Here is a 22,977-nt window from a genome sequence, read left to right on the forward strand (position 1 = left end):
ACGAGTGGCACCCGTTCGATCCTGTTTGCTTGCAGGCGAGTTTTGCCGGGCCGAATCCGGAAATAATAATTTTACGTGGGATAATTTCCGCTTTTTTATCCCACAAAATATTTATGGTTAACGCAATAATTCTATTTTCATGCTTAAAAGAACTAAGAATGAACTGGAATAAAGACGTTGCTATTTCGCATCTCCGGTCCCGCGCGCTCGGTCATTCACATAACGAATGTGCGACCTTTACAAGGGAGGCTATAGCTGCTGGCGGCATACGGCTGGAGAGAACGCTAAACGCAAAAGATTACGGCCTGCATTACTACGCTTATGCACAGGACTATGATCCATCATGGGTATCGGCGCTAACTGTCGGTGCCGCCAGACCGTTAATGGGGGCGAGGTAATGCCAGTATGGATTGGCAGGGAGGGCGGGAAAAAAGTAGAGCTGGAAGTTTTTGTTCGTCGGGAGTCAGACATCTGGAAGATATACCGAGTCCGTGATGTCACCGATAACTATGAGCATCCAATATTTAACGCCGGAGCCATCACTCGCGCGAAGTCTGCTGCTGAAAGCGGCCTGTAAAGAATCACCCCTGGCATCTGCCGTAATGCCGCTCACTTAAGCTTTATGTGATTTAAAGCTGAACGGTTAACGAAATCCATATTGTGTTCAGACATAAAAAAGCCAGAATCAGGGATCTGACTCTGGCTGGTTTCTTACTGGCAGGCTCGTTCAGGTACGCTTAAACGATCGGCGTCAGCCCGTTAAGGTTGGTTTATTTGCCAAGCACTTTGCGGGCTTTTTCCACCACGTTTTCGACGGTAAAACCGAAGTACGGGAAGAGTTTCTCCGCAGGCGCGGATTCGCCATAACCGGTCATGCCGACGATAGCGCCTTTCAGGCCAACATATTTGTACCAGTAGTCGGCGATGCCCGCTTCCACCGCCACGCGCGCGCTGACGTCAGACGGCAGCACCGATTCACGGTAGGCTTCATCCTGCGCGTCAAACACATCGGTTGACGGCAGCGACACCACACGCACCGCCACGCCGTCGCCGCGCAGTTTTTCGGCTGCCTGTACGGCAATCTCTACTTCCGACCCGGTGGCAATCAGGATCAGATCCGGTTTGCCGCCCGCGTCTTTCAGAATGTAGCCGCCGCGCGCCACATCTTTCAGTTGCTGCGGCGAGCGTTCAATCTGCGCCAGGTTCTGACGGGAGAGGATCAGCGCCGTCGGGCCGTTATGGCGCTCAATAGCGGCTTTCCATGCCACTGCGGTTTCCACCTGGTCACACGGACGCCAGGTGCTGAAATTCGGCGTCAGGCGCAGGCTTGCGAGCTGTTCCACCGCCTGGTGGGTCGGGCCGTCTTCGCCGAGGCCGATAGAGTCATGGGTGTAAACCATAATCTGGCGCGCCTTCATTAGCGCCGCCATACGCGCCGCGTTGCGGGCGTATTCGACGAACATCAGGAAGGTCGCGGTGTACGGCACAAACCCGCCGTGGTGGGCGATACCGTTCGCAATCGCCGTCATGCCGAACTCACGCACGCCGTAGTGAATGTAGTTGCCCGCCGGATCTTCTTTCAGCGAGGTGGAGCCCGACCAGATAGTCAGGTTGCTGGGTGCCAGATCCGCCGAGCCGCCGAGCAACTCCGGCAGTACCGGGCCATAGACGTTCAGCGCGTTCTGGGATGCCTTACGGGAGGCGATTTTCGCCGGTTCTGCCTGGAGTTTTTCGATGTACTCCTGCGTCACCTGCTGCCAGTTTTCCGGCATTTCACCGCCCATACGGCGGTTAAACTCTGCCGCCAGCTCCGGGTGGGCTTGCTGATAAGCCGCGAACTTCTCGTTCCAGCTTGCTTCAACCTGGCGGCCTTTTTCTTTCGCATCCCAGCCTTTGTAAACCTCATCCGGAATTTCAAACGGCGGATAGTTCCAGCCGAGCTGTTTGCGGGTCAGCGCCACTTCTTCTTCGCCGAGCGCCGCGCCGTGCGACTCCTCTTTGCCCGCTTTGTTCGGCGAGCCGAAACCGATAACGGTGCGACAGATAATCAGCGATGGTTTATCGGCGACCTGCTTCGCCTCTTCGATGGCGCGCTTGATGGCTTCTGGATCGTGGCCGTCGATTTCATGCACCACGTGCCAGTGGTAGGCTTCGAAGCGTTTGGCGGTGTCGTCGGTAAACCATCCTTCGGTTTCGCCATCAATGGAGATGCCGTTGTGATCGTAGAACCCGATAAGCTTACCCAGCCCCAGCGTACCCGCGAGCGAGCATACTTCATGGGAAATGCCTTCCATCAGACAGCCATCGCCCATAAAGACATAGGTGTTGTGGTCGACAATCTCATGTCCCGGACGGTTAAACTGCGCCGCCAGGGTTTTCTCGGCGATGGCAAGGCCGACCGCATTCGCCAGCCCCTGGCCTAGCGGCCCGGTCGTGGTTTCCACGCCCGGCGTATAGCCGATTTCCGGATGCCCCGGCGTTTTGGAGTGCAACTGGCGGAAGTTTTTCAGCTCTTCCATCGGCAGGTCGTAGCCCGAGAGGTGCAGCAGGCTGTAGAGCAGCATCGAGGCGTGGCCGTTAGAAAGAATAAAGCGGTCGCGGTCATACCAGGTCGGGTTAGTCGGGTTGTGCTTGAGGAAATCGTTCCACAGCACTTCGGCGATATCCGCCATGCCCATCGGGGCGCCGGGGTGGCCGGATTTGGCTTTCTGTACCGCGTCCATGCTGAGCGCGCGGATGGCGTTGGCTAAAAGCTGACGAGACATGTTTCTCTCCATGACAAAAGTTAAAGTTTGGCGGCAAGCAGATCTTCAAGTGAACGCTGGTCGACGGCGAACTGGCGAATGCCTTCCGCCAGTTTCTCGACCGCCATCGCGTCCTGGTTATGCTCCCAGCGGAATTCGGCTTCGGTCATCGGTGCCGGGCGGTTGAAGCCCTGCGACGCCGGGATCAGCTTGCGGGCGACCGGCGCGTCGCTCTCCTGAAGCTCTTTCAGCAGGTTCGGGGAGATGGTCAGACGGTCGCAGCCCGCGAGCGCCAGGATCTGCTCGGTACGGCGGAAGCTCGCGCCCATCACGATGGTCTGGTAGTTGTGCTGTTTGTAGTAGTCGTAAATGTTACGCACCGACTTCACGCCCGGGTCTTCATCCACCACATACGGGTCCATCGGTTTGCGGGTGTTGTACCAGTCGTAGATACGCCCGACGAACGGGGAGATGAGATAAACGCCCGCTTCGGCGCAGGCGCGCGCCTGGGCAAAGGAGAAGAGGAGCGTCAGGTTGCAGTGGATGCCTTCTTTTTCCAGTTCTTCCGCCGCGCGGATGCCTTCCCAGGTGGAGGCGAGCTTAATCAGAATGCGCGATTTATCGATGCCCTGGTCCTGATAGAGCTCCACCAGACGGCGGGCTTTGGCGATGCTTTTTTCTTTATCGAAAGAGAGACGGGCGTCAACTTCGGTGGAGACGCGTCCCGGAATGCTTTTCAGAATTTCCGCACCCACATTGACCGCCAGTTTGTCGCTGGCTTCCGCCACTTTCTCTTTCTGAGTGCTGCCGCGCTTTTTGCCGTATTCCAGCGCGTCGGCGAACAGATGCTGGTAGTGCTCAAGGCTTGCGGCCTTCAGCAACAGCGAGGGGTTCGTGGTGGCGTCTTCCGGCTGATAGCTACGAATCGATTCAATATCGCCGCTGTCGGCGACTACGGTGGTGAACTGCTTAATGCCTTCGAGTTGGTTCATTTTGCTACTCCTTGAAAAGCAAAGATTTTATGGGGCGCTGTCAGTGTCGCCCGCCGGGATCTCATCAGGGACATAACAAAAAAGCATAGCAGACGCACATAGCAATGCTTTCCCGAACCGGCAACATCGCTGCTATAAATTGATAACATCAAGGGGTTGCATGACGCAGAGTTTAACGGTCTTCAAAGTTTGCCCGCCTGTTAAGGGCGATACTGTCGGCCTGGTTAAACGAGCGTGCGACCTGCCGCTTCGTACCCTGCACAAAGAAAAAGGATCAGCACAATGGATGAACAACTAAAACAAAGCGCCCTCGATTTTCACGAGTTTCCGGTTCCAGGCAAAATTCAGGTTTCCCCGACCAAACCGCTGGCGACCCAGCGCGATCTGGCGCTCGCTTATTCGCCGGGCGTCGCCGCGCCGTGTCTTGAAATCGCCGCCGACCCGCTGGCTGCCCATAAATACACCGCGCGCGGCAACCTGGTGGCGGTGATCTCCAACGGCACCGCGGTGCTGGGGCTTGGCAATATCGGCGCGCTGGCCGGTAAGCCGGTGATGGAAGGCAAGGGCGTGCTGTTTAAGAAATTCGCGGGTATCGATGTGTTTGATATCGAAATCGACGAGCACGATCCGGATAAAGTGATCGACGTGGTGGCGGCGCTGGAGCCAACGTTCGGCGGCATTAACCTTGAAGATATCAAAGCGCCGGAATGCTTTTACATCGAGCAGAAACTGCGCGAGCGCATGAATATTCCGGTGTTCCATGACGATCAGCACGGCACCGCCATTATCTGTACCGCCGCGGTGTTAAACGGCCTGCGCGTGGTGCAGAAAAATATCTCTGACGTGCGGCTGGTGGTCTCCGGCGCGGGCGCGTCCGCCATCGCCTGTATGAACCTGCTGGTGGCGCTCGGCATGCAGAAGCACAACATTGTGGTGTGCGACTCGAAAGGCGTTATCTACAAAGGGCGCGAAGAGAATATGGCGGAAACCAAAGCCGCCTATGCCATTGATGACAATGGCAAGCGCACGCTTGGCGAGGTTATCGAAGGGGCGGATATTTTCCTCGGCTGCTCGGGCCCGAAAGTGCTGACGCAGGAGATGGTCAAACAGATGGCCGCGTCGCCGCTGATTCTGGCGCTCGCCAATCCGGAGCCGGAAATTATGCCGCCGCTCGCCAAAGAAGTGCGCCCGGACGCGATCATCTGTACCGGCCGCTCGGATTTCCCGAACCAGGTCAACAACGTGCTCTGCTTCCCGTTCATCTTCCGCGGCGCGCTGGACGTGGGCGCGACTGCCATTAACGAAGAGATGAAGCTCGCGGCAGTACACGCCATCGCCGAGCTGGCGCATGCCGAGCAGAGCGAGGTGGTCGCCTCGGCGTATGAGGACCAGGAGCTGTCGTTCGGCCCGGATTACATCATTCCAAAACCGTTCGACCCGCGTCTTATCGTCACCATCGCGCCGGCAGTGGCAAAAGCCGCGATGGAATCCGGCGTGGCCACCCGCCCGATTACGGATTTCGACGCGTATAAAGACAAACTCACGGAATTTGTCTACAAAACCAACCTGTTTATGAAGCCGGTCTTTAACCAGGCGCGTAAGGATCCGAAACGCGTGGTGCTGACCGAAGGCGAAGAGCCGCGTGTGCTGCACGCCACCCAGGAGCTGATCACGCTGGGTCTCGCGAAGCCGGTGCTGATTGGCCGACCAGGCGTTATTGAAATGCGCCTGAAAAAACTTGGTCTGCAAATGGAAGCCGGAAAAGATTTCGAGATTGTGAATAACGAATCGGACCCGCGCTACAAGGAGTACTGGAATGAGTACTACGCCATCATGAAGCGTCGCGGCGTTACGCAGGAGCAGGCCCAGCGCGCGGTCATCGGCAACAGTACGGTGATCGGGGCCATCATGGTGCATCGCGGTGAAGTGGATGCGATGATCTGCGGCACAATCGGTGATTATCATGAGCATTTCAGCGTGGTTCAGCAGATTTTCGGCTACCGTGACGGCGTGAAGGCCGCTGGCGCGATGAATGCGCTGCTGCTGCCGAGCGGCAACACCTTTATTGCCGACACCTATGTCAACGATGATCCGACGCCTGAACAGCTTGCCGAAATCACCGTGATGGCGGCGGAAACCGTGCGTCGTTTCGGGATCGAGCCGAAAGTGGCGCTGCTGTCGCACTCGAACTTTGGTTCATCGGATTCGCCCGCCGCCAGCAAAATGCGCGAGACGCTACAGCTTGTGCGCGAGCGCGCGCCGGAGCTGATGATAGACGGCGAGATGCATGGCGACGCCGCGCTGGTGGAGAGCATTCGTAACGACCGTATGCCGGACAGCCCGCTGAAAGGATCCGCGAATATCCTGATTATGCCGAACGTCGAAGCGGCGCGTATCAGTTACAACCTGCTGCGCGTTTCCAGCTCAGAAGGCGTGACCGTCGGGCCGGTGTTGATGGGCGTGGCGAAGCCGGTGCATGTGTTAACGCCTATCGCCTCCGTGCGCCGTATCGTGAATATGGTCGCGCTCGCGGTGGTCGAGGCGCAAACCAACCCGTTGTAACGACGAGGCATCAGGAGTTTGGCAGGGTGGGTAAGCGCCGCGCGCCCACCGTTTAGCCGTTTGCGCGGGTGATGAAGGGCGGGTGGCGTTTCGCTTACCCGCTCTGGAGCGACAAGGCGCGACGGTTTTTGTGGGGGTAGGTAAGCGTCGCGCCCACCGTTTACCTGGGCACACCCACTATCCCCGCCTCACCGCCGCCCGAGCGGCACCACCAGCGGCGTTCCGGCCACCGGATCGTCAATAATCATGCAGCGCAGCCCGTAAATCGCTTCGATAAGCGTTGGCGTCACTATCTCCTTCGGCGCGCCTTCCGCCACGATTTTTCCGTCCCGCAGCGCAATCAGGTGGTTTGCGTAACGGCACGCCTGGTTCAGGTCATGCAGCACTGCGGCAAGCGTATACCCTTGCTCGCGGTTCAGCGCGCTCAGCAGCTCCAGCAACTCTATCTGATGGCTGATATCAAGCCAGGTGGTCGGCTCGTCTAGCAGCAGAATCGATGTCTCCTGCGCCAGCACCATCGCAATCCACGCGCGCTGGCGCTGCCCGCCGGAGAGCGTATCGACGCTCTGGTCGGCAAGCGCGGTTACGCCGGTTGCGGCCATTGCGCGTTGCACCGCGCGCTCGTCCTCTTCGCGCCAGCGGGTAAACAGCGGCTGATGCGGATAGCGACCGCGCGCCACCAGCTCCTGAACGGTGATATCCCCCGGCGCGCTGGCGTTCTGCGACAGCAGGCCGATACGTCTTGCCACCTCTTTGGTGGCGAAACGCTGGATAGCGTCGCCGTCAAGGCGCACCTGCCCGGCGACAGGCTTCATCAGACGGCTCAGCGTACGCAGCAGCGTTGATTTGCCGCAGCCGTTCGGGCCAATAATCGCGGTGAATTTTCCGTCGGGAATGGCCACGTTCAGCCCTTCCGCCACGCGGAAATCGCCATATCCGAGGGTGAGCGCTTCACCGGTTAAGCGCGACGTCGTGGTCATCTCTTGCGTGACTCCTGTATCAACAAGGCGATGAGGTAAATCCCGCCCAGACAGACGGTGACGGTTCCCACCGGCAACTGGTACGGTTTAAACAGATACTGCGCGCAGAGATCGGCGCCCAGCAGCAGCAGCGCGCCGCACAGCGCCGCCTGGGTGAGTCCGAAACGCGCGGTGCCGCTGACGCGGCGGGCGATATGCGGCGCCACCAGCGCGATAAATGAGATCGGCCCGGCCATCGCCGTCGCGCCTGCCGTCAGTATCACGCCGGTCAGCATCAGCAGCAGGCGCGAGCGCTCCACCGACACCCCGAGCGCGCAGGCGCTGTCATCACCCATCTCTAAAAGCCGCATCCGGCGCACCAGCAGCGCGCTCGCGAACAGCGTGAGCAGCAGCAGCGGGGCGGCGGGGACGGTTTTTCCCCAGGTGATGCCATTCAGAGAACCGGCGTTCCACAGGCCCGCCGAGAGCGCCGTCTCAAGCGACGCCTGCAACAAAAGCCAGGTATTAAACGCCACCAGCATCGCGCGCACGCCGATGCCGATAATAATCAGGCGGAAGGTATCAATGCCGTTACGCCAGGCGAGCAGCCAGACGATAAACGCGGTTGCCATGCCGCCCGCGACGGCGGAAAACGCGATGGCCGTCTGATGCTGGCCCGCCAGCACCATCGCCACCAGCACGCCGCTCCAGGCGCCGGTATTGAAGCCCATCACGTCGGGGCTGCCTAAGGGGTTGCGCATCAGCGACTGAAAAATCGCGCCGCTCACGCCGAGCGCCGCGCCCAGCAGCAGCGCCATTGTCACGCGCGGCAGGCGCCATTCGGTCACAATAAGCGAGACGTTGCGCGGCGCATGGCCGGTCAGCGCCCCGACGACCTGCGAAGCGGTAAGCGTCACCGCGCCCTGCGTCAGCGCCCAGACGCCAAGCCCGGCGCACAGGCTCAGCGCGAGCAGACAACACAGCCATAAGCGGGGCGAAACGGGTCTCATAGCGACACTCCGCCGCGCCGCTGGCGCACCAGATAAATCAGCGCCGGCGCGCCGATAAACGCGCTCATCACCGACACCCGCAGTTCGCCCGGCACAATCAGGCGGCCAATAATATCCGCCAGCAGCAGTAGCGAGGGGGTGGCGAGCAGCGTCACCGGCAGCGACCAGCGGTGATCCGCGCCCACCAGCCAGCGCGCCAGATGCGGCATCATCAGACCGATAAAGGCGATGGGGCCGACCACGGCGGTGGCGCTGGCGCACAGCAGCGTAATGGCGATAAGCCCGAGTACCTGCGTGCGCGCCACCCGGCTGCCGAGCGCCGTGGCGGTGTCGCTGCCCATGCTCAGGCTGTTGAGGCCGCGGCTTAGCAGCAGCGCGATAATCGCCCCCAGCACAACAACCGGTGCGATGGCCTTCAGGGTGACCAGCGTACGGATATCGAGCGAGCCCGCCTGCCAGAAGCGTAGCTGGTCATAAACGACCGGGTTTAACAGCGCAATGCCGTTTGACAGCCCTTCCAGCACCGCCGCCAGCGCCACGCCCGCAAGCGTCAGGCGTACCGGGCTTAGCTGGCCGCCGCCTGCGCTGCCGGTAAAGGCCACCACCAGCGTCGCCAGCAGCGCGCCGCACAGCGCCAGCATCAGGATCTCCAGCGGATCGCTCACCCCCCACAACGCCGCGCCGAGAACAATGGCGAAACTGGCGCCGGAATTCACGCCGAGCAGGCCGGGGTCAGCCAGCGGATTGCGGGTCAGGGTTTGCATCAGCGCGCCAGCGAGCCCGAGCGACAGCCCGGCGACCAGGCCCGCGAGGGTGCGCGGCAGACGCGCGTCAAGCACGATGGTGCAGTCCGCGTCGCGGCAGGGGCCGGTGAGCGCGTTCATCACGAGAGAGAAGGGCAGGGATTTGGCGCCCGCCAGAAGACTGAGGGCGACCATCATCAGCAGCAGCAAAAAGAGACACAACAGGACAGCTATCCTGGTGGAAAAGCGCGAGGCCGACATAACGCACATCCTGAAACCGATAATGATAGTTATTATCACTCTTATCTGGCTATGTTAGCATGAGCGCCCCGTTATCCGGTAAGGAAAATTCGCGTTAAGGCCCTGTAATGAACCGACATTCGCTGCTGCTTAATCTCTCGTTATTGAAAACGCATCCTGCTTATCGCGCCGTTTTTCTGGCGCGTTTTATCTCCATTCTCGGTCTCGGCCTGCTCGGCGTGGCGGTACCGGTACAGATCCAGACGCTCACCGGCTCGACGTTTCAGGTTGGTCTCGCAGTGACGCTCACGGGGGCGGCGATGTTTATCGGACTGATGACCGGCGGCGTGCTGGCCGACCGCCACGAGCGTAAAAAACTCATTCTGCTGGCGCGCTCCACCTGCGGGGTCGGGTTTATCGGGTTGTGGGTAAACGCCATGCTGCCCGCGCCCTCGGTCACTGCCATCTATCTGCTCGGGGTGTGGGACGGCTTTTTTGGGGCTATCGGCGTGACGGCGTTGCTGGCGGCGACGCCCGCCATCGTCGGACGTGAAAACCTGATGCAGGCGGGGGCCATCACGATGCTCACAGTGCGGCTCGGGTCGGTGATTTCGCCGCTGCTCGGCGGGATGCTGCTCGCCTGGGGCGGGGTGGCGTGGAACTATGCGCTGGCCGCGCTCGGCACATTTCTTACACTGCTGCCGCTGCTTACGCTCCCGGCGCTGCCCGCGCCGCAGATGCAGCGCCAGCACCCGTTGCGCGCGCTGGCGGACGGCCTGCGTTTTCTTATTGCAAGCCCGATTGTCGGCGGCGTCGCGCTTACTGGCGCGCTGTTGACGATGGCGAGCGCGGTGCGCGTGCTTTATCCCGCGCTTGCGAACCACTGGCAGATGGCGAGCGGCGAAATCGGCGTGCTTTACGCTGCTGTACCGCTCGGCGCGGCGCTGGGCGCGCTTACCAGCGGCGGGCTTGCGCATTCGCCGCACCCCGGCCGCACGATGCTTATCGCCTCGGTGCTGGCGCTGGCGGCGGTCGGCGTGTTCAGCCTGATGCCCTGGTGGCCGCTGGCGTTCTTCTGCCTGACGCTGTTCGGCTACCTGAGCGGCATCAGCTCGCTGATCCAGTACCAGCTTATCCAGACCCAGACGCCGGATCACATGCTCGGGCGTATTAACGGGCTGTGGACGGCGCAAAACGTCACGGGCGACGCCATCGGCGCGGCGCTGCTGGGCAGCGTTGGCGCGCTGCTCTCGCCAGTCAGTGCCGCGAGCGCGGGGGGCCTGGGGCTCGCGGTGATTGCTATCGTCCTGACGATGCTCTTCGGCGAGCTGCGACGTCTGCGCCAGACGCCGCCGCAACCGGCGCAGGCATAATAAAAAGGGGCCCGGCGGCCCCTTTTTTACGCTTTAAACAGAATTTCCAGCCTCTTGAGCAGCAGGCTGGCGCTGTAATAATCGAGACGGAACGTTTCGGTGCCAAGCGCGTATACCCGTTTATGTTGCACCGCAGGAAGGTGGGCCAGCAGCGGATCGCGCATCAGCGCGGCGGCGTCTTTTTCATCGCCAGCGAACAGCAGCAGCGTCTCGCCGTTAAGCCCCCCGGCCAGCGTTTCTCCGCCGAGCTGAATAATATCGTGGCGTTTGCCCATGCTGGTCAGGCCATGCGTGGCGGGCGGCGGCGCGAGCGTAAAGCCGAGCTGGCCGAGCAGTTTCCCCTGCGCGGAGTCGGCGGTCCAGAGATTCGCGCCGTGCGCCGCCGGGTTATAAACCAGCGCGCTTACCGGCTGCGGCGGCAGCGCCATGTGCGTTTTCGCCTGCGCGAGCTGCTTATCAAACTGCGCGATGCGCGCGGCCGCCTGTTTCTCGTGACCGGTGATTTCACCGAGCTGGGTCAGGAGTTGCTGCCAGCTTTTGTCGTCGTAATTAATCACCAGCGTCGGCGCGATGGCGGACAATTGCTCGTACAGCGCCAGCGCGGAATCGCCGCCGGTGGCGCTGACCAGAATGAGATCCGGCATCTGCGCGGCCACGGCTTCGGCGTTCGGCTCGCCGATGTACAGCCTCCCGACGTGACGCGCTTTCGCCACCTCGCCCCACTGGCGCAGGAAACCCTGATCGTCAGCGACGCGGTTGCCCGGCGAGGTGGCGCCACTCGCCACGACCGGCGCGTCAATCGCCAGCAGCGAGCCGGTCAGGGTGACGCTGGTGGAGACGATGCGCTGCGGCGCTTTTTCGAGCGTCTGCACGCCGCGGCTGTCGGTTATCTGGCGCGGCCAGTCTGCCGCCTGTGAAACTGAGGAAATTCCTAAAACCAGCAGGCTGGCGGCGAGCGTGGAGCGCAGGGCGGAAATGAACGTCACGGCAACGTATCCTGTCAGAAGAGTTAATAATGCTTCTCATTTTCACGATTTGCCGACAGGATGCAAGCGGTGACGACGCCGTGAATTTGCCTCTGCGGTTGACATGCCCGCCATTTCGCCTTAGGTTACGCCACCAAATACAAATGATAACAATTATCAGTTCTCTTTTTTGGTACAGGAGGAGCGCATGGACACGTCACTGGTCGAGGAGAGCCGCAAGGCAACCGCATCCCTTTCATCTGACAGCTTTTTCTTCATGTCGCCTTATCACAGTTTTACCACCCGCGGCTGTTTCGCGCGGCTGGACACGCCGGCAGCCGATGGCGAAGCGCGCCACGGCGCGTTTCAGACCGCGCTGCGCGACGCCTTTGACCGCGCCCGCCGCAGCGGCATCGCGCGCCCGATAGTGGTTGGCGCTATCCCGTTCGACACGCGCCAGCCCTCCGCGCTGTTTATCCCCGAAAGCCGCAGCGATTTTACGCCCGCAGGTTATACGCTGCCTGAGCGCGCCGCTGCCGCGCCGCGCGTGAAAAGCCGCGAGGCGATACCGGAACAGGACGCCTTTATGGCGATGGTGGCGCGCGCCGCTGCGCTGACCGACACGCCGGCGGTACGCAAAATCGTGCTCTCCCGGCTTATCGATATCACTACCGAAGAGACGCCGGACAGCCTGGCGCTGCTGGCGCGTCTGGTGGCGCAAAACCCGGCGAGCTTTAACTTCCACGTTCCGCTGCCCGATGGCGGCACGCTGCTTGGCGCAAGCCCCGAACTGCTGCTGCGCAAAGATGGCAATACGTTCAGCTCGTTGCCGCTCGCCGGCTCCGCGCGTCGCCACGCTGATGCGGCGCAGGATAAAGCAGCCGGGCAGACGCTGCTGTGCTCCGCCAAAGACCGGCATGAGCATGAACTGGTGACTCAGGCGATGCGCGACGTGCTGGCGCCGCGCAGCCAGCATCTGGCGATGCCGGGCGCGCCGGAGCTCATTACAACGCCGACGCTGTGGCATCTCGCCACGCCGGTCGAGGGCGAGACGCGCTTTGCGGACGATAACGCGCTGTCGCTTGCCTGCCTGCTGCACCCGACGCCCGCATTAAGCGGCTTCCCGCACGAGGCGGCGAAAGCGTATATCGCCGAGCTGGAGCCGTTCGAACGCGAACTCTTCGGCGGCATCGTCGGCTGGTGCGACGCCGAAGGCAATGGCGAGTGGGTAGTGACCATCCGCTGCGCGCGGCTGCGCGGCAATCAGGTACGTCTGTTCGCGGGCGCCGGAATTGTGCCTGCCTCCGATCCGCTCTCTGAATGGCGCGAAACCGGCACCAAACTTTCCACCATGCTTCACGTTTTAGGTCTTCACTGAGGTTCTGCGCATGACTATCCCTTACACCCGCTGGCCGGATGATTTCGCCGCGCGCTACCGCGCCAAAGGCTACTGGCTCGATCTGCCGCTGACCGATATCGTCAGCCGCCACGCGCAGAGCGCCGCCATCGCGGTTATCGACGGCGAGCGCCGCTTCAGCTACCGCGATCTGGACGCGGCCGCCACGCGGCTTGCGGGCGCGCTGTCGCGTCGCGGTCTGAAAACCGGCGACACCGCGCTGGTGCAGCTTGGTAACGTGGCGGAGTTTTACATCGTCTTCTTCGCGCTGCTGAAAATCGGCGTCGCGCCGGTCAATGCGCTCTTCAGCCACCAGCGCACCGAGCTTGACGCCTACGCACGCCAGATTGCGCCTGCGTTGCTGATTGCCGACCGCGAGCACGCGCTGTTTGCAGATAACGCTTACGCGCAGGCGCTGGCCGCGAAAACCCCATCGCTTCGCATGACGCTGCTGCGCGGTGATACTCTGGAGCCGCTTATCGCAGAGCCGCAGGCCGGTTTCTCACCCGCGCCTTCCGCCGCCGATGAAGTGGCGTTTTTTCAGCTCTCCGGCGGCAGCACCGGCACGCCGAAGCTTATCCCGCGCACCCATAACGATTACTACTACAGCATCCGCCGTAGCGCAGAGATCTGTGCCTTCAGCCGTGAAACGCGCTATCTCTGCGCGCTGCCCGCGGCGCATAACTACCCGTTAAGCTCGCCCGGCGCGCTTGGCGTGTTTTTCACCGAAGGCTGCGTGGTGCTGGCGCGCGATCCGAGCGCGACGCTCTGCTTCCCGCTGATTGAACAGCATCAGATCAACGTCACCGCGCTGGTGCCGCCCGCCGTCAGCCTCTGGCTGCAGGCGATTAACGAGTGGGGCGATAACCGCCAGCTGGCCTCGCTGAAGCTGCTGCAGGTCGGCGGCGCGCGGTTGTCCGACACGCTCGCGGCGCGCATTCCGGCGGAGATCGGCTGCCAGCTTCAGCAGGTGTTCGGCATGGCCGAGGGGCTTGTGAACTACACCCGTCTGTCCGATCCGGACGCGCGTATTTTCACAACCCAGGGCCGTCCGATGAGCCCGGACGACGAAGTCTGGGTGGCCGATGAAAACGGCAATCCGCTGCCGCGCGGCCAGGTGGGGCGCCTGATGACGCGTGGCCCGTACACCTTCCGCGGCTACTACAACAGCCCGGAGCACAACGCCAGCGCCTTTGACGCGGACGGTTTTTACAGCTCCGGCGATCTGATAGCGATTGACGAACACGGCTACATCACCGTTCAGGGCCGCGAGAAAGATCAAATCAACCGTGGCGGCGAGAAGATCGCCGCTGAAGAGATCGAAAACCTGCTGCTCGGTCACGAGGCTATCATTCACGCGGGCCTGGTCTCGATGGAAGACAGCCTGATGGGCGAGAAAAGCTGCGCGTATATCGTCACGCAGCGCCCGGTCAAAGCGGTGGAGATCCGTCGTTATCTGCGTGAGCTGGGCGTCGCCGATTTCAAACTGCCGGATCGCGTGGAGTGCGTCGATGAACTGCCGCTCACACCGGTCGGCAAAGTAGATAAAAAACAACTGCGTCTCTGGCTGGCGGCGCGCCAGTCTGCAACTGAGTAAGGAAAGAAAATGGCTATCCCTAAACTGAACGCCTATGCGCTGCCGACCGCGGCGGATCTCCCGCAAAATAAGGTCAACTGGGCCTTTGAGCCGCAGCGCGCGGCGCTGCTGATCCATGATATGCAGGAGTATTTCCTTAATTTCTGGGGCGAGAACTGCCCGATGATCGAGCAGGTGGTGGCGAATATCGCGGCGCTGCGCCAGTTCTGTAAAGCGCAGGGTATCCCGGTGTACTACACCGCGCAGCCGAATAACCAGAGCGACGCCGACCGCGCGCTGTTAAACGACATGTGGGGGCCGGGTCTTAATCATCACCCTGACAAACAAAACGTGGCGGCGGCGCTTGCGCCGGACGCCGACGACACGGTGCTGGTGAAATGGCGCTACAGCGCGTTTCACCGCTCGCCGCTGGAGCAGGCGCTGAAAGAGACGGGGCGCGACCAGCTAATTATTTGCGGCGTTTACGCGCATATTGGCTGCATGATTACCGCAACCGACGCGTTTATGCGTGACATTAAGCCGTTTATGGTGGCCGACGCGCTGGCGGACTTCAGCCGTGAAGAACATCTGATGGCGCTGAATTATGTCGCGGGCCGCGCCGGTCGCGTGGTGATGACCGCCGATCTGCTGCCTGCCGCCGGGCCTGACGTGCCGGGCAGCAAAGCGGCGCTGCGCGCGCTGGTGTTGCCGCTGCTGGATGAATCCGACGAGCCGGAAGATGACGAGAACCTCATCGACTACGGGCTCGATTCTGTGCGCATGATGGCGCTCGCCGCGCGCTGGCGCAAAGCGCATGGCGATATCGACTTTGTTATGCTGGCGAAAAACCCGACCATCGACGCCTGGTGGACGCTGCTTTCACGGGAGCCGCAGGCATGACGCTTGATTTCAGCGGCCAGACAGTCTGGGTGACCGGGGCGGGCAAGGGCATCGGTTACGCCACTGCGCTGGCGTTTGCGCAGGCGGGCGCGACGGTGACCGGCTTCGACCTCGCGTTCCCGCATGCCGACTATCCGTTCGCCTGCGAGACGCTCGACGTGGCGGACGCCGCCGCGGTGGCAAAGGTTTGTCAGCGTCGGCTGCGTGACAACACGCGTCTCGATGTGCTGGTGAACGCGGCGGGCATTCTGCGCATGGGTGCCACGGACGCGCTTGCGCTGGACGACTGGCAGCAGACATTCGCGGTTAACGTCGGCGGCGCGTTTAACTTTTTCCAGCAGACGATGGCAACATTCCGTGCGCAGCGGAGCGGGGCGGTGGTGACGGTCGCCTCGGACGCCGCGCACACGCCACGCATCGGAATGTCAGCTTATGGCGCGTCAAAGGCGGCGCTAAAGAGCCTGGCGTTGACCGTGGGGCTTGAGCTGGCGGCCTGCGGCGTGCGCTGTAATCTGGTATCGCCGGGTTCCACCGACACGGACATGCAACGCACCCTGTGGAAAAGCGACGATGCCGAACAGCAACGCATTCGCGGGTTCGCGGAGCAGTTTAAGCTCGGTATTCCGCTTGGGAAAATTGCCCAGCCGCAGGAAGTGGCGAACACGATTTTGTTCCTGGCGTCCGATCTCGCCAGCCATATTACGCTGCAGGATATCGTTATTGATGGCGGTTCCACCCTGGGGGCATAGATGATCTGGAAACGTCACATGACGCTTGAAGCGCTTAATGCGACCAGCGTCGGCACGCTGGTGGAGCATCTCGGCATTGTCTATACCCGCATCGGCGACGATTTACTGGAGGCGACCATGCCGGTGGATGCCCGCACCCATCAGCCATTCGGGCTTTTACACGGCGGGGCCTCAGCGGCGCTCGCCGAAACGCTCGGCTCGATGGCGGGTTACCTGACCACGCGCGACGGGCAGTGCGTGGTGGGCACCGAAATCAGCGCGTCGCATCACCGCGCGGTATCGCAAGGTCAGGTACGCGGCGTCTGCCAGCCGCTGCATCTGGGGCGACAAAGCCAGTGCTGGGAAATTGTCATCTATGACGAACAAGGACGACGCTGCTGCACCAGCCGCCTGAGCACGGCAATTCTGGGATAGCGGTCATTGTGGTTCAGTCGATGCTGTAGTTGTGGAGTGGGTAAGCGTAAGCGCACCCACCCTACGAAAATAACACCTTCCCCCCAACCTTCAGCGCCGAACGCGGATGCGTGGGGGTTATTGCGGCTGCCCTTTGGCCGCGAGCCGGGATTGTTAAGGGGGCGGCGGCGAGCCCCCTTAACACGTTCGCGTGAGGGAAGGCGACAGAGTCAGCGTGCGCCCTGGCGAACGTAACCGTTCACCGCGCTTACCCGTTCGCCCCTCACGCACGCCGTCTCCCGGCGGAGAGAGACCGGGGGCTGATGCCTGGCTTGCCGATGGCGGGTGCGGCTTCGCTTACCCGCCCTACGGTTATGCGGGTTTTATAAGGCGGGTGCTCCGCTTAACCGCCACCGCTGCGTTACACCCCGTGCATCATTATCCCGTGATCCCGCTAACAGACTGACGTAAATCCTGACCACTGGCGTACGTTTCTCTGTGCCTTGCGTTGTTAAATTCTTTTTAGTGATATAGAAACAAAATGTAACACCTCTGTTTCACTCATCGTTTCACTGAATGGATAACAATTATGACGAACTCAGGGAAATACCTTATCTGGGCGGTGCTCTCCGTGATGGGCGCTTTCGCGCTGGGCTACATCGCCCTTAACCGCGGCGAACAGATCAACGCGTTGTGGATCGTTGTCGCCGCCGTCTGTATTTATCTCATCGCTTACCGGTTTTATGGCCTGTTTATCGCGAAAAAGGTGCTCGCCGTCGACCCGACGCGCATGACGCCGGCGGTGCGCCATAACGACGGGCTCGACTACGTACCTACCGATAAAAAAGTGCTGTTCGGTCACCATTTCGCGGCGATCGCGGGCGCCGGGCCGCTGGTAGGGCCAGTGCTGGCGGCGCAGATGGGATATCTGCCTGGCATGATCTGGATCCTCGCGGGTGTGGTGCTGGCCGGCGCGGTGCAGGATTTTATGGTGCTGTTTGTCTCCACCCGTCGCGACGGACGCTCGCTCGGCGAGCTGGTGAAAGAGGAGATGGGCAATACCGCGGGCGTCATCGCGCTTGTCGCCTGCTTTATGATAATGATCATCATCCTGGCGGTGCTGGCGATGATCGTTGTGAAAGCGCTGACCCACAGCCCGTGGGGCACCTACACCGTTGCCTTTACCATTCCGCTCGCCATTTTCATGGGCATCTATATCCGTTATCTGCGGCCAGGGCGCATCGGCGAGGTCTCGGTGATTGGCCTGGTGATGCTGGTGTTTGCGATTATTTCCGGCGGCTGGGTGGCGGAAAGCGAAACCTGGGCGCCGTGGTTTGACTTCACGGGCGTGCAGCTGACCTGGATGCTGGTGGGCTACGGCTTTGTGGCGGCGGTGCTGCCGGTCTGGCTGCTGCTGGCGCCGCGTGACTACCTCTCTACCTTCCTGAAAATCGGCACCATCGTGGGCCTCGCGATTGGCATTCTGATTATGCGCCCGACGCTGACCATGCCCGCGATGACCCGGTTTATCGACGGCACCGGCCCGGTCTGGACCGGCGACCTATTCCCGTTCCTCTTTATCACCATCGCGTGCGGCGCGGTATCGGGCTTCCACGCGCTGATTGCTTCCGGCACCACGCCGAAAATGCTCGCGAATGAAAACCAGGCCTGCTTTATCGGCTACGGCGGGATGCTCATGGAGTCGTTCGTGGCGATCATGGCGCTGGTCTCAGCGTGCGTGATTGACCCCGGCGTTTACTTCGCGATGAACAGCCCGATGGCGGTCCTGGCCCCTGCCGGCACGGCGGATGTGGTCGCTTCCGCCGCGCAGGTGGTGAGTGGTTGGGGCTTCCAGATAACGCCGGAGACGCTCAACCAGATAGCGAACGAAGTGGGCGAGCAGACGATTATCTCGCGCGCGGGCGGCGCGCCGACCCTGGCGGTGGGGATGGCGTATATTCTTCACGGCGCGCTTGGCGGCCTGATGGATGTGTCGTTCTGGTATCACTTCGCTATCCTGTTCGAAGCGCTGTTTATCCTGACGGCGGTTGACGCCGGAACCCGTGCCGCGCGCTTTATGCTTCAGGATTTGCTGGGCGTTATCTCGCCCGGCCTGAAGCGCACCGATTCGCTGCCCGCGAACCTGCTGGCGACGGCGCTGTGCGTACTGGCGTGGGGGTATTTCCTGCATCAGGGCGTGGTGGATCCGCTCGGCGGCATCAATACGCTGTGGCCGCTGTTCGGTATCGCTAACCAGATGCTGGCGGGCATGGCGCTGATGCTCTGCGCGGTGGTGTTGTTTAAGATGAAACGCCAGCGTTATGCGTGGGTGGCGCTGGTGCCGACCGCGTGGTTACTGGTTTGCACATTAACCGCGGGCTGGCAAAAAGCGTTCAGCCCGGATAACAAAGTAGGCTTCCTCGCTATCGCCAATAAATTCCAGGCGATTCTGGACAGCGGCACTATCCCGGCGCAGTACACCGAGGCGCAGCTAAGCCAGCTGGTGTTTAATAACCGTCTCGACGCGGGCCTGACCATTTTCTTTATGGTTGTGGTGGTAGTGATTGCGCTGTTTTCCATTAAAACCGCGCTGGCGGCGCTGAAGCACGATACACCGACCGCCAGTGAGACGCCTTACGAGCCGATGCCCGCCGACGCGGAGCAGATAGTGACGCAGGCGAAAAGCGCGCATTAAGTGGGAAAGGGCACCCGCCGGGTTAAAGAGGCGGGTGCGCCTTCGACGTGGCGAAAGAGGTGGGGTGCGCTTCGCTTACCCTCCCTCCAAAGCAAACATAAAAGGTAGGGCGGGTCAGCGCAGCGGCACCCGCCGTGACAGCGAATAAGGACGAAAAATGTTCGATACCCTTGCTAAAGCCGGGAAATACCTCGGCCAGGCCGCGAAAATGATGATCGGCGTGCCGGATTACGACAATTACGTTGAACACATGCGCGTCAACCACCCGGACCAGACGCCGATGACTTACGAAGCGTTTTTCCGTGAACGCCAGGACGCTCGTTACGGCGCGAAAGGCGGCGCGAAGTGCTGTTAATCGCCTGTCAGCGGTACGGCAAAAGCTGTTCCGGCTGACAGCCATAGAGCGCCGCCAGCTTTTCGCGGGTGCGCTTTTGCGGACGTGAATCAGGCGATTCGAGTTGTGAAACCGCCGACTGACTGATGCCGAGTTTTTCCGCCACGTCCTGTTGAGAGAGGCCCCGCCAGATTCGCCAGGCGGCCTGTAAACTCACGTTCTGCTCAACGCTAATACCCACCACCTCATGCGGCAGTGTGACGTCGTCGTCGCTATCGGATTCATACGGCAATGACGCCAGCGCCTCGTCATCTTCCAGTTGTGCCAGCATTGAGAGGTAAAGTTCATAGGGGATGACCGCATACTCGGGTTTGCCCTGTTTATCATGAATAATTTGTGCATTGAGCATATCGATACCCCCGTTAATTAAGGTAAGTGGTTGTAGTTCTGCGTTTGACTTCCAGAATCAGGCAGATAACCGGAACGCCCGCCACACGCTCGTAAATAACCCGATAATTCCCCACCCGCAGCCGGTAGCGTGGCTTCAGCCCCGCCAGCTTTACGATATCCAGCCTGGCGTCTTCGGCGGCGAGCGCGGAGACCTTTTTACAGAGCATGAGCCTGTCGCCTTCCGGTACAGCGCTCAGTTGCTTGTACGCCCGCTTCGTCCATCTGATGTCCATTCAGTTCCCTCACTTTATCCGTTTCCATGATATAAGTAAATTATAAGACTATAAGCTTTTATCTGAAAATGATTTGCTTATGGGCAGCACGCTAAACGGGGAACGGGTGGGAGAAAAGCGGCAGCGAAAGGTTTCTCGTGACGTCTCGCAAAAACGCCTTCCGGGCGGAAGGCGTTGCGTATTCAGGCAGTCTGCGTTTTTGGCTCTTCGAGCCGCTGACGTTTACGCAGCGACGGAAACAGGCGCATCCAGAGCCCGACCACCACCAGCGTGCCGATGCCGCCGATGGCCGCCGCAGGCACGGTGCCGAGCAGCGCCGCCAGCATGCCAGACTCAAATTCGCCGAGCTGATTCGAGGTATTGATAAAAATCGAGTTCACGGCGTTCACACGACCCAGCATCTCGTTGGGGGTGTCGAGCTGCACCAGCGCGCCGCGGATAACCATACTCACCATATCAAACCCGCCTGTCGCGAAGAGCGCGATAAGCGACAGCCAGAGGTTGCTGGAAAGCGCGAACACCAGCGTCGCCACGCCAAACCCTGCCACCGAGAGAAACATAATCATCCCGACGTTTTTCTCAAGCGACCGGCGGCTTAACCAGAACCCGACCAGCAGCGCGCCCACGGCGGGCGCGGCGCGCAGCAGCCCCAGCCCCCACGGCCCGGTGTGCAGAATATCGTGCGCGTAAATCGGCAGCAGCGCGGTGGCCCCGCCCAGCAGCACCGCGAAGAGATCGAGCGAAATCACGCCCAGCACGTCCGGGCGCTCGCGGATAAACTTCACACCCGCAAACAGCGTAGCAAGGCTCGCGGGCTGGCGCGCCGGCGGCGCCTGCTCGTAGCGCAGGCGGCTGACCATCACCACCGAAATCAGGTACAGCACGGCGGTGAGCGCGTACACCACCTGCGCGCCGAAAACATACAGCAGGCCGCCGAGCGCCGGGCCCATGATCATCGCCGCCTGGCTTGATACGGCGCTTGCTGCCGTCGCGCGGGCCAGCAGCGCGGGCGGCACCAGCGCTGGCAGCATCGACTGCAGCGACGGCGCCTCCATCACTTTGGCGACAGAGATAATAAAGATCAGCCCGAGAATAATTTTCACGTCGGCGAGATGCGCGACGGTCGCGGCGGCCAGCGCGCCGATAGCGAGCCACTCCACCAGTTGTCCGATAAGCACCACCCGGCGGCGGTCGCGCTGGTCGGCGATATGCCCGGCCCAGAGCGCCAGCGTGACCGAAGGAAGAAACTGCACCAGGCCTATCAGCCCTAAGTAAAACGCGCTGTGGGTGAGGGCGTAAATCTGCCAGCCCACCACGATAGACAACATCTGGAAACCGAAGCCGGAGCAGGTGCGCGCCAGCCAGAACGCGACGAACGAGCGGTGCGCCAGCAGAGACGCATCGCCGTCAGAGTGTACAGAAGCCATAAACCATCCCGAATGTAAAAAACGCGGCGTGGAAGTGTTGTTATCGCCGCGTCAGAGAGAGGTAAGCCTACAGCCATTTCGTAAAAAGTGGCATCGCACCCTGTGCGTTTTGCTTAGCGGGCGAAGGTTTCTACCTTTTCAAATGCCGCGCGCAGGGTAGCTGGCGTCAACGTCACCGGCAGATAATGAATGGATTCCACCGGGCGCAGCGTATGGGCGATAACCCGGTCGAGCTCGTCGGCGTTATGAATATCCACGTCCAGTTCAGCAAGCGTGGTGGGCAGGTTAAAGCGCTGGTAAGCGTTCACCAGCTCCCCCAGCACGTCGTCCTGGCCGAGCAGGGCGCTCTGTACCAGGATGCCGTAAGCCACTTTGGTGCCATGCAGAAATTTTTCGGTCTGCGGCAGCACCGTCAGGCCGTTATGCACCGCGTGCGCCGCCGCGACGCGCGTATAACGCTCGCCCAGGCCGCCGACCATACCGCCGCCCGCGATAATGGCGTCGATAACGTCGCGAAAATCCTGCGTCAGCGCGCCGCGCTGCTGGTCGGCCAGCGCCGCTTCGCTCTGCGTAAGCAAAACGTCGCGTATGGCGAGCGCGGCGTTGAGTCCGAGCCGCACGGTGAGCGGCAGCGTCTGCGGCTGCGGGGCCAGCACGACCGCCTCATACCATTTGGCGAGCGTATCGCCGATGCCCGCCAGCAGGTATTCCGCCGGCGCGCGCAGGAGTATTTCCGGCTCCACCAGCACCAGATGGTTGGCGTCGTCGAAGATCTCAAAATGCAACGCCTGCCCGGCGTCGTTATACCAGACGGAGAGCGGCGTCCAGGCCGCGCAGGTGGCGGCGATAGTCGGAATGGCGACCACCGGCAGGCCGAGACGGCGCGCCAGCGCCTTGGCGGTATCAAGCAGCGCGCCGCCGCCCACGCCAATCACCACGGCGCGATCGTCGCCTGCCTGTGCCGCCAGCGTGCTGACGTCGCGCTCGCTGCAATGCCCGCGGAACAGAATGCGCACCGCGCCGGGCGCATCGAAGACCTCCGGCAGGAAAGGCCGCGCGGCGGCGATGGCCCGCTCGCCGTAGACCCACACCGCGCGGGAGAGCTGCGCCGGGGTGTAAAGTTCGCCCAGACGCGCGAGCGCGCCCGGATGGGAGTAGTAATTTGCAGGTCCTGGAACCACGCGGATAGGCGTATCGCTCATGAGTGTTGTCCTTCTTGTGTTTTTTCTCATCCTG

Annotated in this window: 20 protein-coding genes; 10 read left to right on the top strand and 10 right to left on the bottom strand. The window is 61.3% G+C overall.

Going from position 1 to position 22,977, the window contains the following annotated elements; translation table 11 throughout:
- Positions 1 to 397 precede the first annotated feature (397 nt).
- Positions 398 to 577 carry a DUF3828 domain-containing protein gene (locus tag AFK63_RS21585; protein WP_038861355.1) on the top strand — a complete coding sequence of 60 codons (180 nt, stop codon included), beginning with the start codon at positions 398 to 400 and terminating at the stop codon, positions 575 to 577.
- A 193-nt stretch (positions 578 to 770) separates the two neighbouring features.
- On the opposite strand, the gene tkt is transcribed toward AFK63_RS21585, so the two are convergent.
- Entirely contained in the window at positions 771 to 2,765 is a 1,995-nt protein-coding gene (tkt, locus tag AFK63_RS03860) for a transketolase (protein WP_038861331.1), read from the bottom strand.
- 20 nt (positions 2,766 to 2,785) lie between these two features.
- Entirely contained in the window at positions 2,786 to 3,736 is a 951-nt protein-coding gene (tal, locus tag AFK63_RS03865; RefSeq protein ID WP_038861332.1) for a transaldolase, read from the bottom strand.
- 282 nt (positions 3,737 to 4,018) lie between these two features.
- Here tal and maeB point away from each other — a divergent pair, with 282 nt between their 5' ends.
- On the top strand, positions 4,019 to 6,298 hold the full coding sequence (gene maeB / locus AFK63_RS03870; protein WP_038861333.1) for an NADP-dependent oxaloacetate-decarboxylating malate dehydrogenase: 2,280 nt from the start codon (positions 4,019 to 4,021) through the stop codon (positions 6,296 to 6,298).
- Positions 6,299 to 6,486: 188 nt separating this feature from the next.
- On the opposite strand, the gene fepC is transcribed toward maeB, so the two are convergent.
- The 3 genes from fepC to fepD are packed head-to-tail and all read right to left on the bottom strand — an operon-like array spanning position 6,487 to position 9,271.
- Entirely contained in the window at positions 6,487 to 7,278 is a 792-nt protein-coding gene (gene fepC / locus AFK63_RS03875) for an iron-enterobactin ABC transporter ATP-binding protein (RefSeq protein WP_038861334.1), read from the bottom strand.
- The gene (fepG, locus tag AFK63_RS03880) at positions 7,275 to 8,267 is read right to left on the bottom strand and encodes an iron-enterobactin ABC transporter permease (protein WP_038861335.1); all 993 of its coding nucleotides are present in this window, start codon (positions 8,265 to 8,267) and stop codon (positions 7,275 to 7,277) included. The genes fepC and fepG overlap by 4 nt, the downstream gene beginning before the upstream one ends.
- Complete coding sequence (fepD, locus tag AFK63_RS03885; protein ID WP_038861336.1) at positions 8,264 to 9,271, bottom strand: Fe(3+)-siderophore ABC transporter permease; 1,008 nt, start codon at positions 9,269 to 9,271, stop codon at positions 8,264 to 8,266. Before fepD ends, fepG begins: the two co-directional genes overlap by 4 nt.
- Positions 9,272 to 9,378: 107 nt before the next feature.
- Here fepD and entS point away from each other — a divergent pair, with 107 nt between their 5' ends.
- Positions 9,379 to 10,623 (top strand): enterobactin transporter EntS, encoded by a 1,245-nt coding sequence (gene entS / locus AFK63_RS03890; protein ID WP_038861337.1) that lies wholly within the window; start codon positions 9,379 to 9,381, stop codon positions 10,621 to 10,623.
- A 26-nt stretch (positions 10,624 to 10,649) separates the two neighbouring features.
- Here the strand turns inward: entS and fepB are convergent, their stop codons facing one another.
- Entirely contained in the window at positions 10,650 to 11,591 is a 942-nt protein-coding gene (gene fepB / locus AFK63_RS03895; protein WP_174514623.1) for a Fe2+-enterobactin ABC transporter substrate-binding protein, read from the bottom strand.
- A 205-nt stretch (positions 11,592 to 11,796) separates the two neighbouring features.
- Between fepB and entC the strand changes: the two genes are divergently transcribed.
- The 7 genes from entC (at position 11,797) to AFK63_RS03930 (ending at position 19,652) form a co-directional block, all read left to right on the top strand.
- A complete protein-coding gene (gene entC / locus AFK63_RS03900) occupies positions 11,797 to 12,966 on the top strand; it encodes an isochorismate synthase EntC (protein ID WP_038861339.1) in 1,170 nt (389 codons plus the stop codon).
- A gap of 10 nt (positions 12,967 to 12,976) precedes the next feature.
- Positions 12,977 to 14,581: a (2,3-dihydroxybenzoyl)adenylate synthase gene (locus tag AFK63_RS03905; RefSeq protein ID WP_038861340.1), complete on the top strand. Its 1,605-nt coding sequence runs from the start codon at positions 12,977 to 12,979 to the stop codon at positions 14,579 to 14,581.
- Positions 14,582 to 14,590: 9 nt separating this feature from the next.
- Positions 14,591 to 15,460: an isochorismatase gene (locus AFK63_RS03910; RefSeq protein ID WP_038861341.1), complete on the top strand. Its 870-nt coding sequence runs from the start codon at positions 14,591 to 14,593 to the stop codon at positions 15,458 to 15,460.
- A complete protein-coding gene (entA, locus tag AFK63_RS03915) occupies positions 15,457 to 16,209 on the top strand; it encodes a 2,3-dihydro-2,3-dihydroxybenzoate dehydrogenase EntA (RefSeq protein ID WP_038861342.1) in 753 nt (250 codons plus the stop codon). The genes AFK63_RS03910 and entA overlap by 4 nt, the downstream gene beginning before the upstream one ends.
- Positions 16,210 to 16,623 (top strand): proofreading thioesterase EntH, encoded by a 414-nt coding sequence (gene entH, locus AFK63_RS03920; protein ID WP_038861343.1) that lies wholly within the window; start codon positions 16,210 to 16,212, stop codon positions 16,621 to 16,623.
- A gap of 568 nt (positions 16,624 to 17,191) precedes the next feature.
- The gene (gene cstA / locus AFK63_RS03925; RefSeq protein WP_038861344.1) at positions 17,192 to 19,297 is read left to right on the top strand and encodes a pyruvate/proton symporter CstA; all 2,106 of its coding nucleotides are present in this window, start codon (positions 17,192 to 17,194) and stop codon (positions 19,295 to 19,297) included.
- A 157-nt stretch (positions 19,298 to 19,454) separates the two neighbouring features.
- The gene (locus AFK63_RS03930; protein ID WP_038861345.1) at positions 19,455 to 19,652 is read left to right on the top strand and encodes a YbdD/YjiX family protein; all 198 of its coding nucleotides are present in this window, start codon (positions 19,455 to 19,457) and stop codon (positions 19,650 to 19,652) included.
- Positions 19,653 to 19,659: 7 nt separating this feature from the next.
- On the opposite strand, the gene AFK63_RS03935 is transcribed toward AFK63_RS03930, so the two are convergent.
- The 4 genes from AFK63_RS03935 to AFK63_RS03950 all read right to left on the bottom strand — a co-directional run bounded on the left by AFK63_RS03935 (position 19,660) and on the right by AFK63_RS03950 (position 22,943).
- Positions 19,660 to 20,040, bottom strand: coding sequence for a helix-turn-helix domain-containing protein (locus tag AFK63_RS03935; RefSeq protein WP_038861346.1), 381 nt, complete (start codon positions 20,038 to 20,040; stop codon positions 19,660 to 19,662).
- A gap of 13 nt (positions 20,041 to 20,053) precedes the next feature.
- Positions 20,054 to 20,314, bottom strand: a complete 261-nt coding sequence (locus AFK63_RS03940; RefSeq protein ID WP_038861347.1) for a type II toxin-antitoxin system RelE family toxin — start codon at positions 20,312 to 20,314, stop codon at positions 20,054 to 20,056.
- Between the two features lie 182 nt (positions 20,315 to 20,496).
- Positions 20,497 to 21,741, bottom strand: coding sequence for an MFS transporter (locus AFK63_RS03945; protein ID WP_038861348.1), 1,245 nt, complete (start codon positions 21,739 to 21,741; stop codon positions 20,497 to 20,499).
- Between the two features lie 113 nt (positions 21,742 to 21,854).
- The gene (locus tag AFK63_RS03950; protein WP_038861349.1) at positions 21,855 to 22,943 is read right to left on the bottom strand and encodes an oxidoreductase; all 1,089 of its coding nucleotides are present in this window, start codon (positions 22,941 to 22,943) and stop codon (positions 21,855 to 21,857) included.
- Positions 22,944 to 22,977: the final 34 nt, after the last annotated feature.

It is taken from the genome of Cronobacter muytjensii ATCC 51329 (genome assembly GCF_001277195.1).
GTDB lineage: Bacteria > Pseudomonadota > Gammaproteobacteria > Enterobacterales > Enterobacteriaceae > Cronobacter > Cronobacter muytjensii.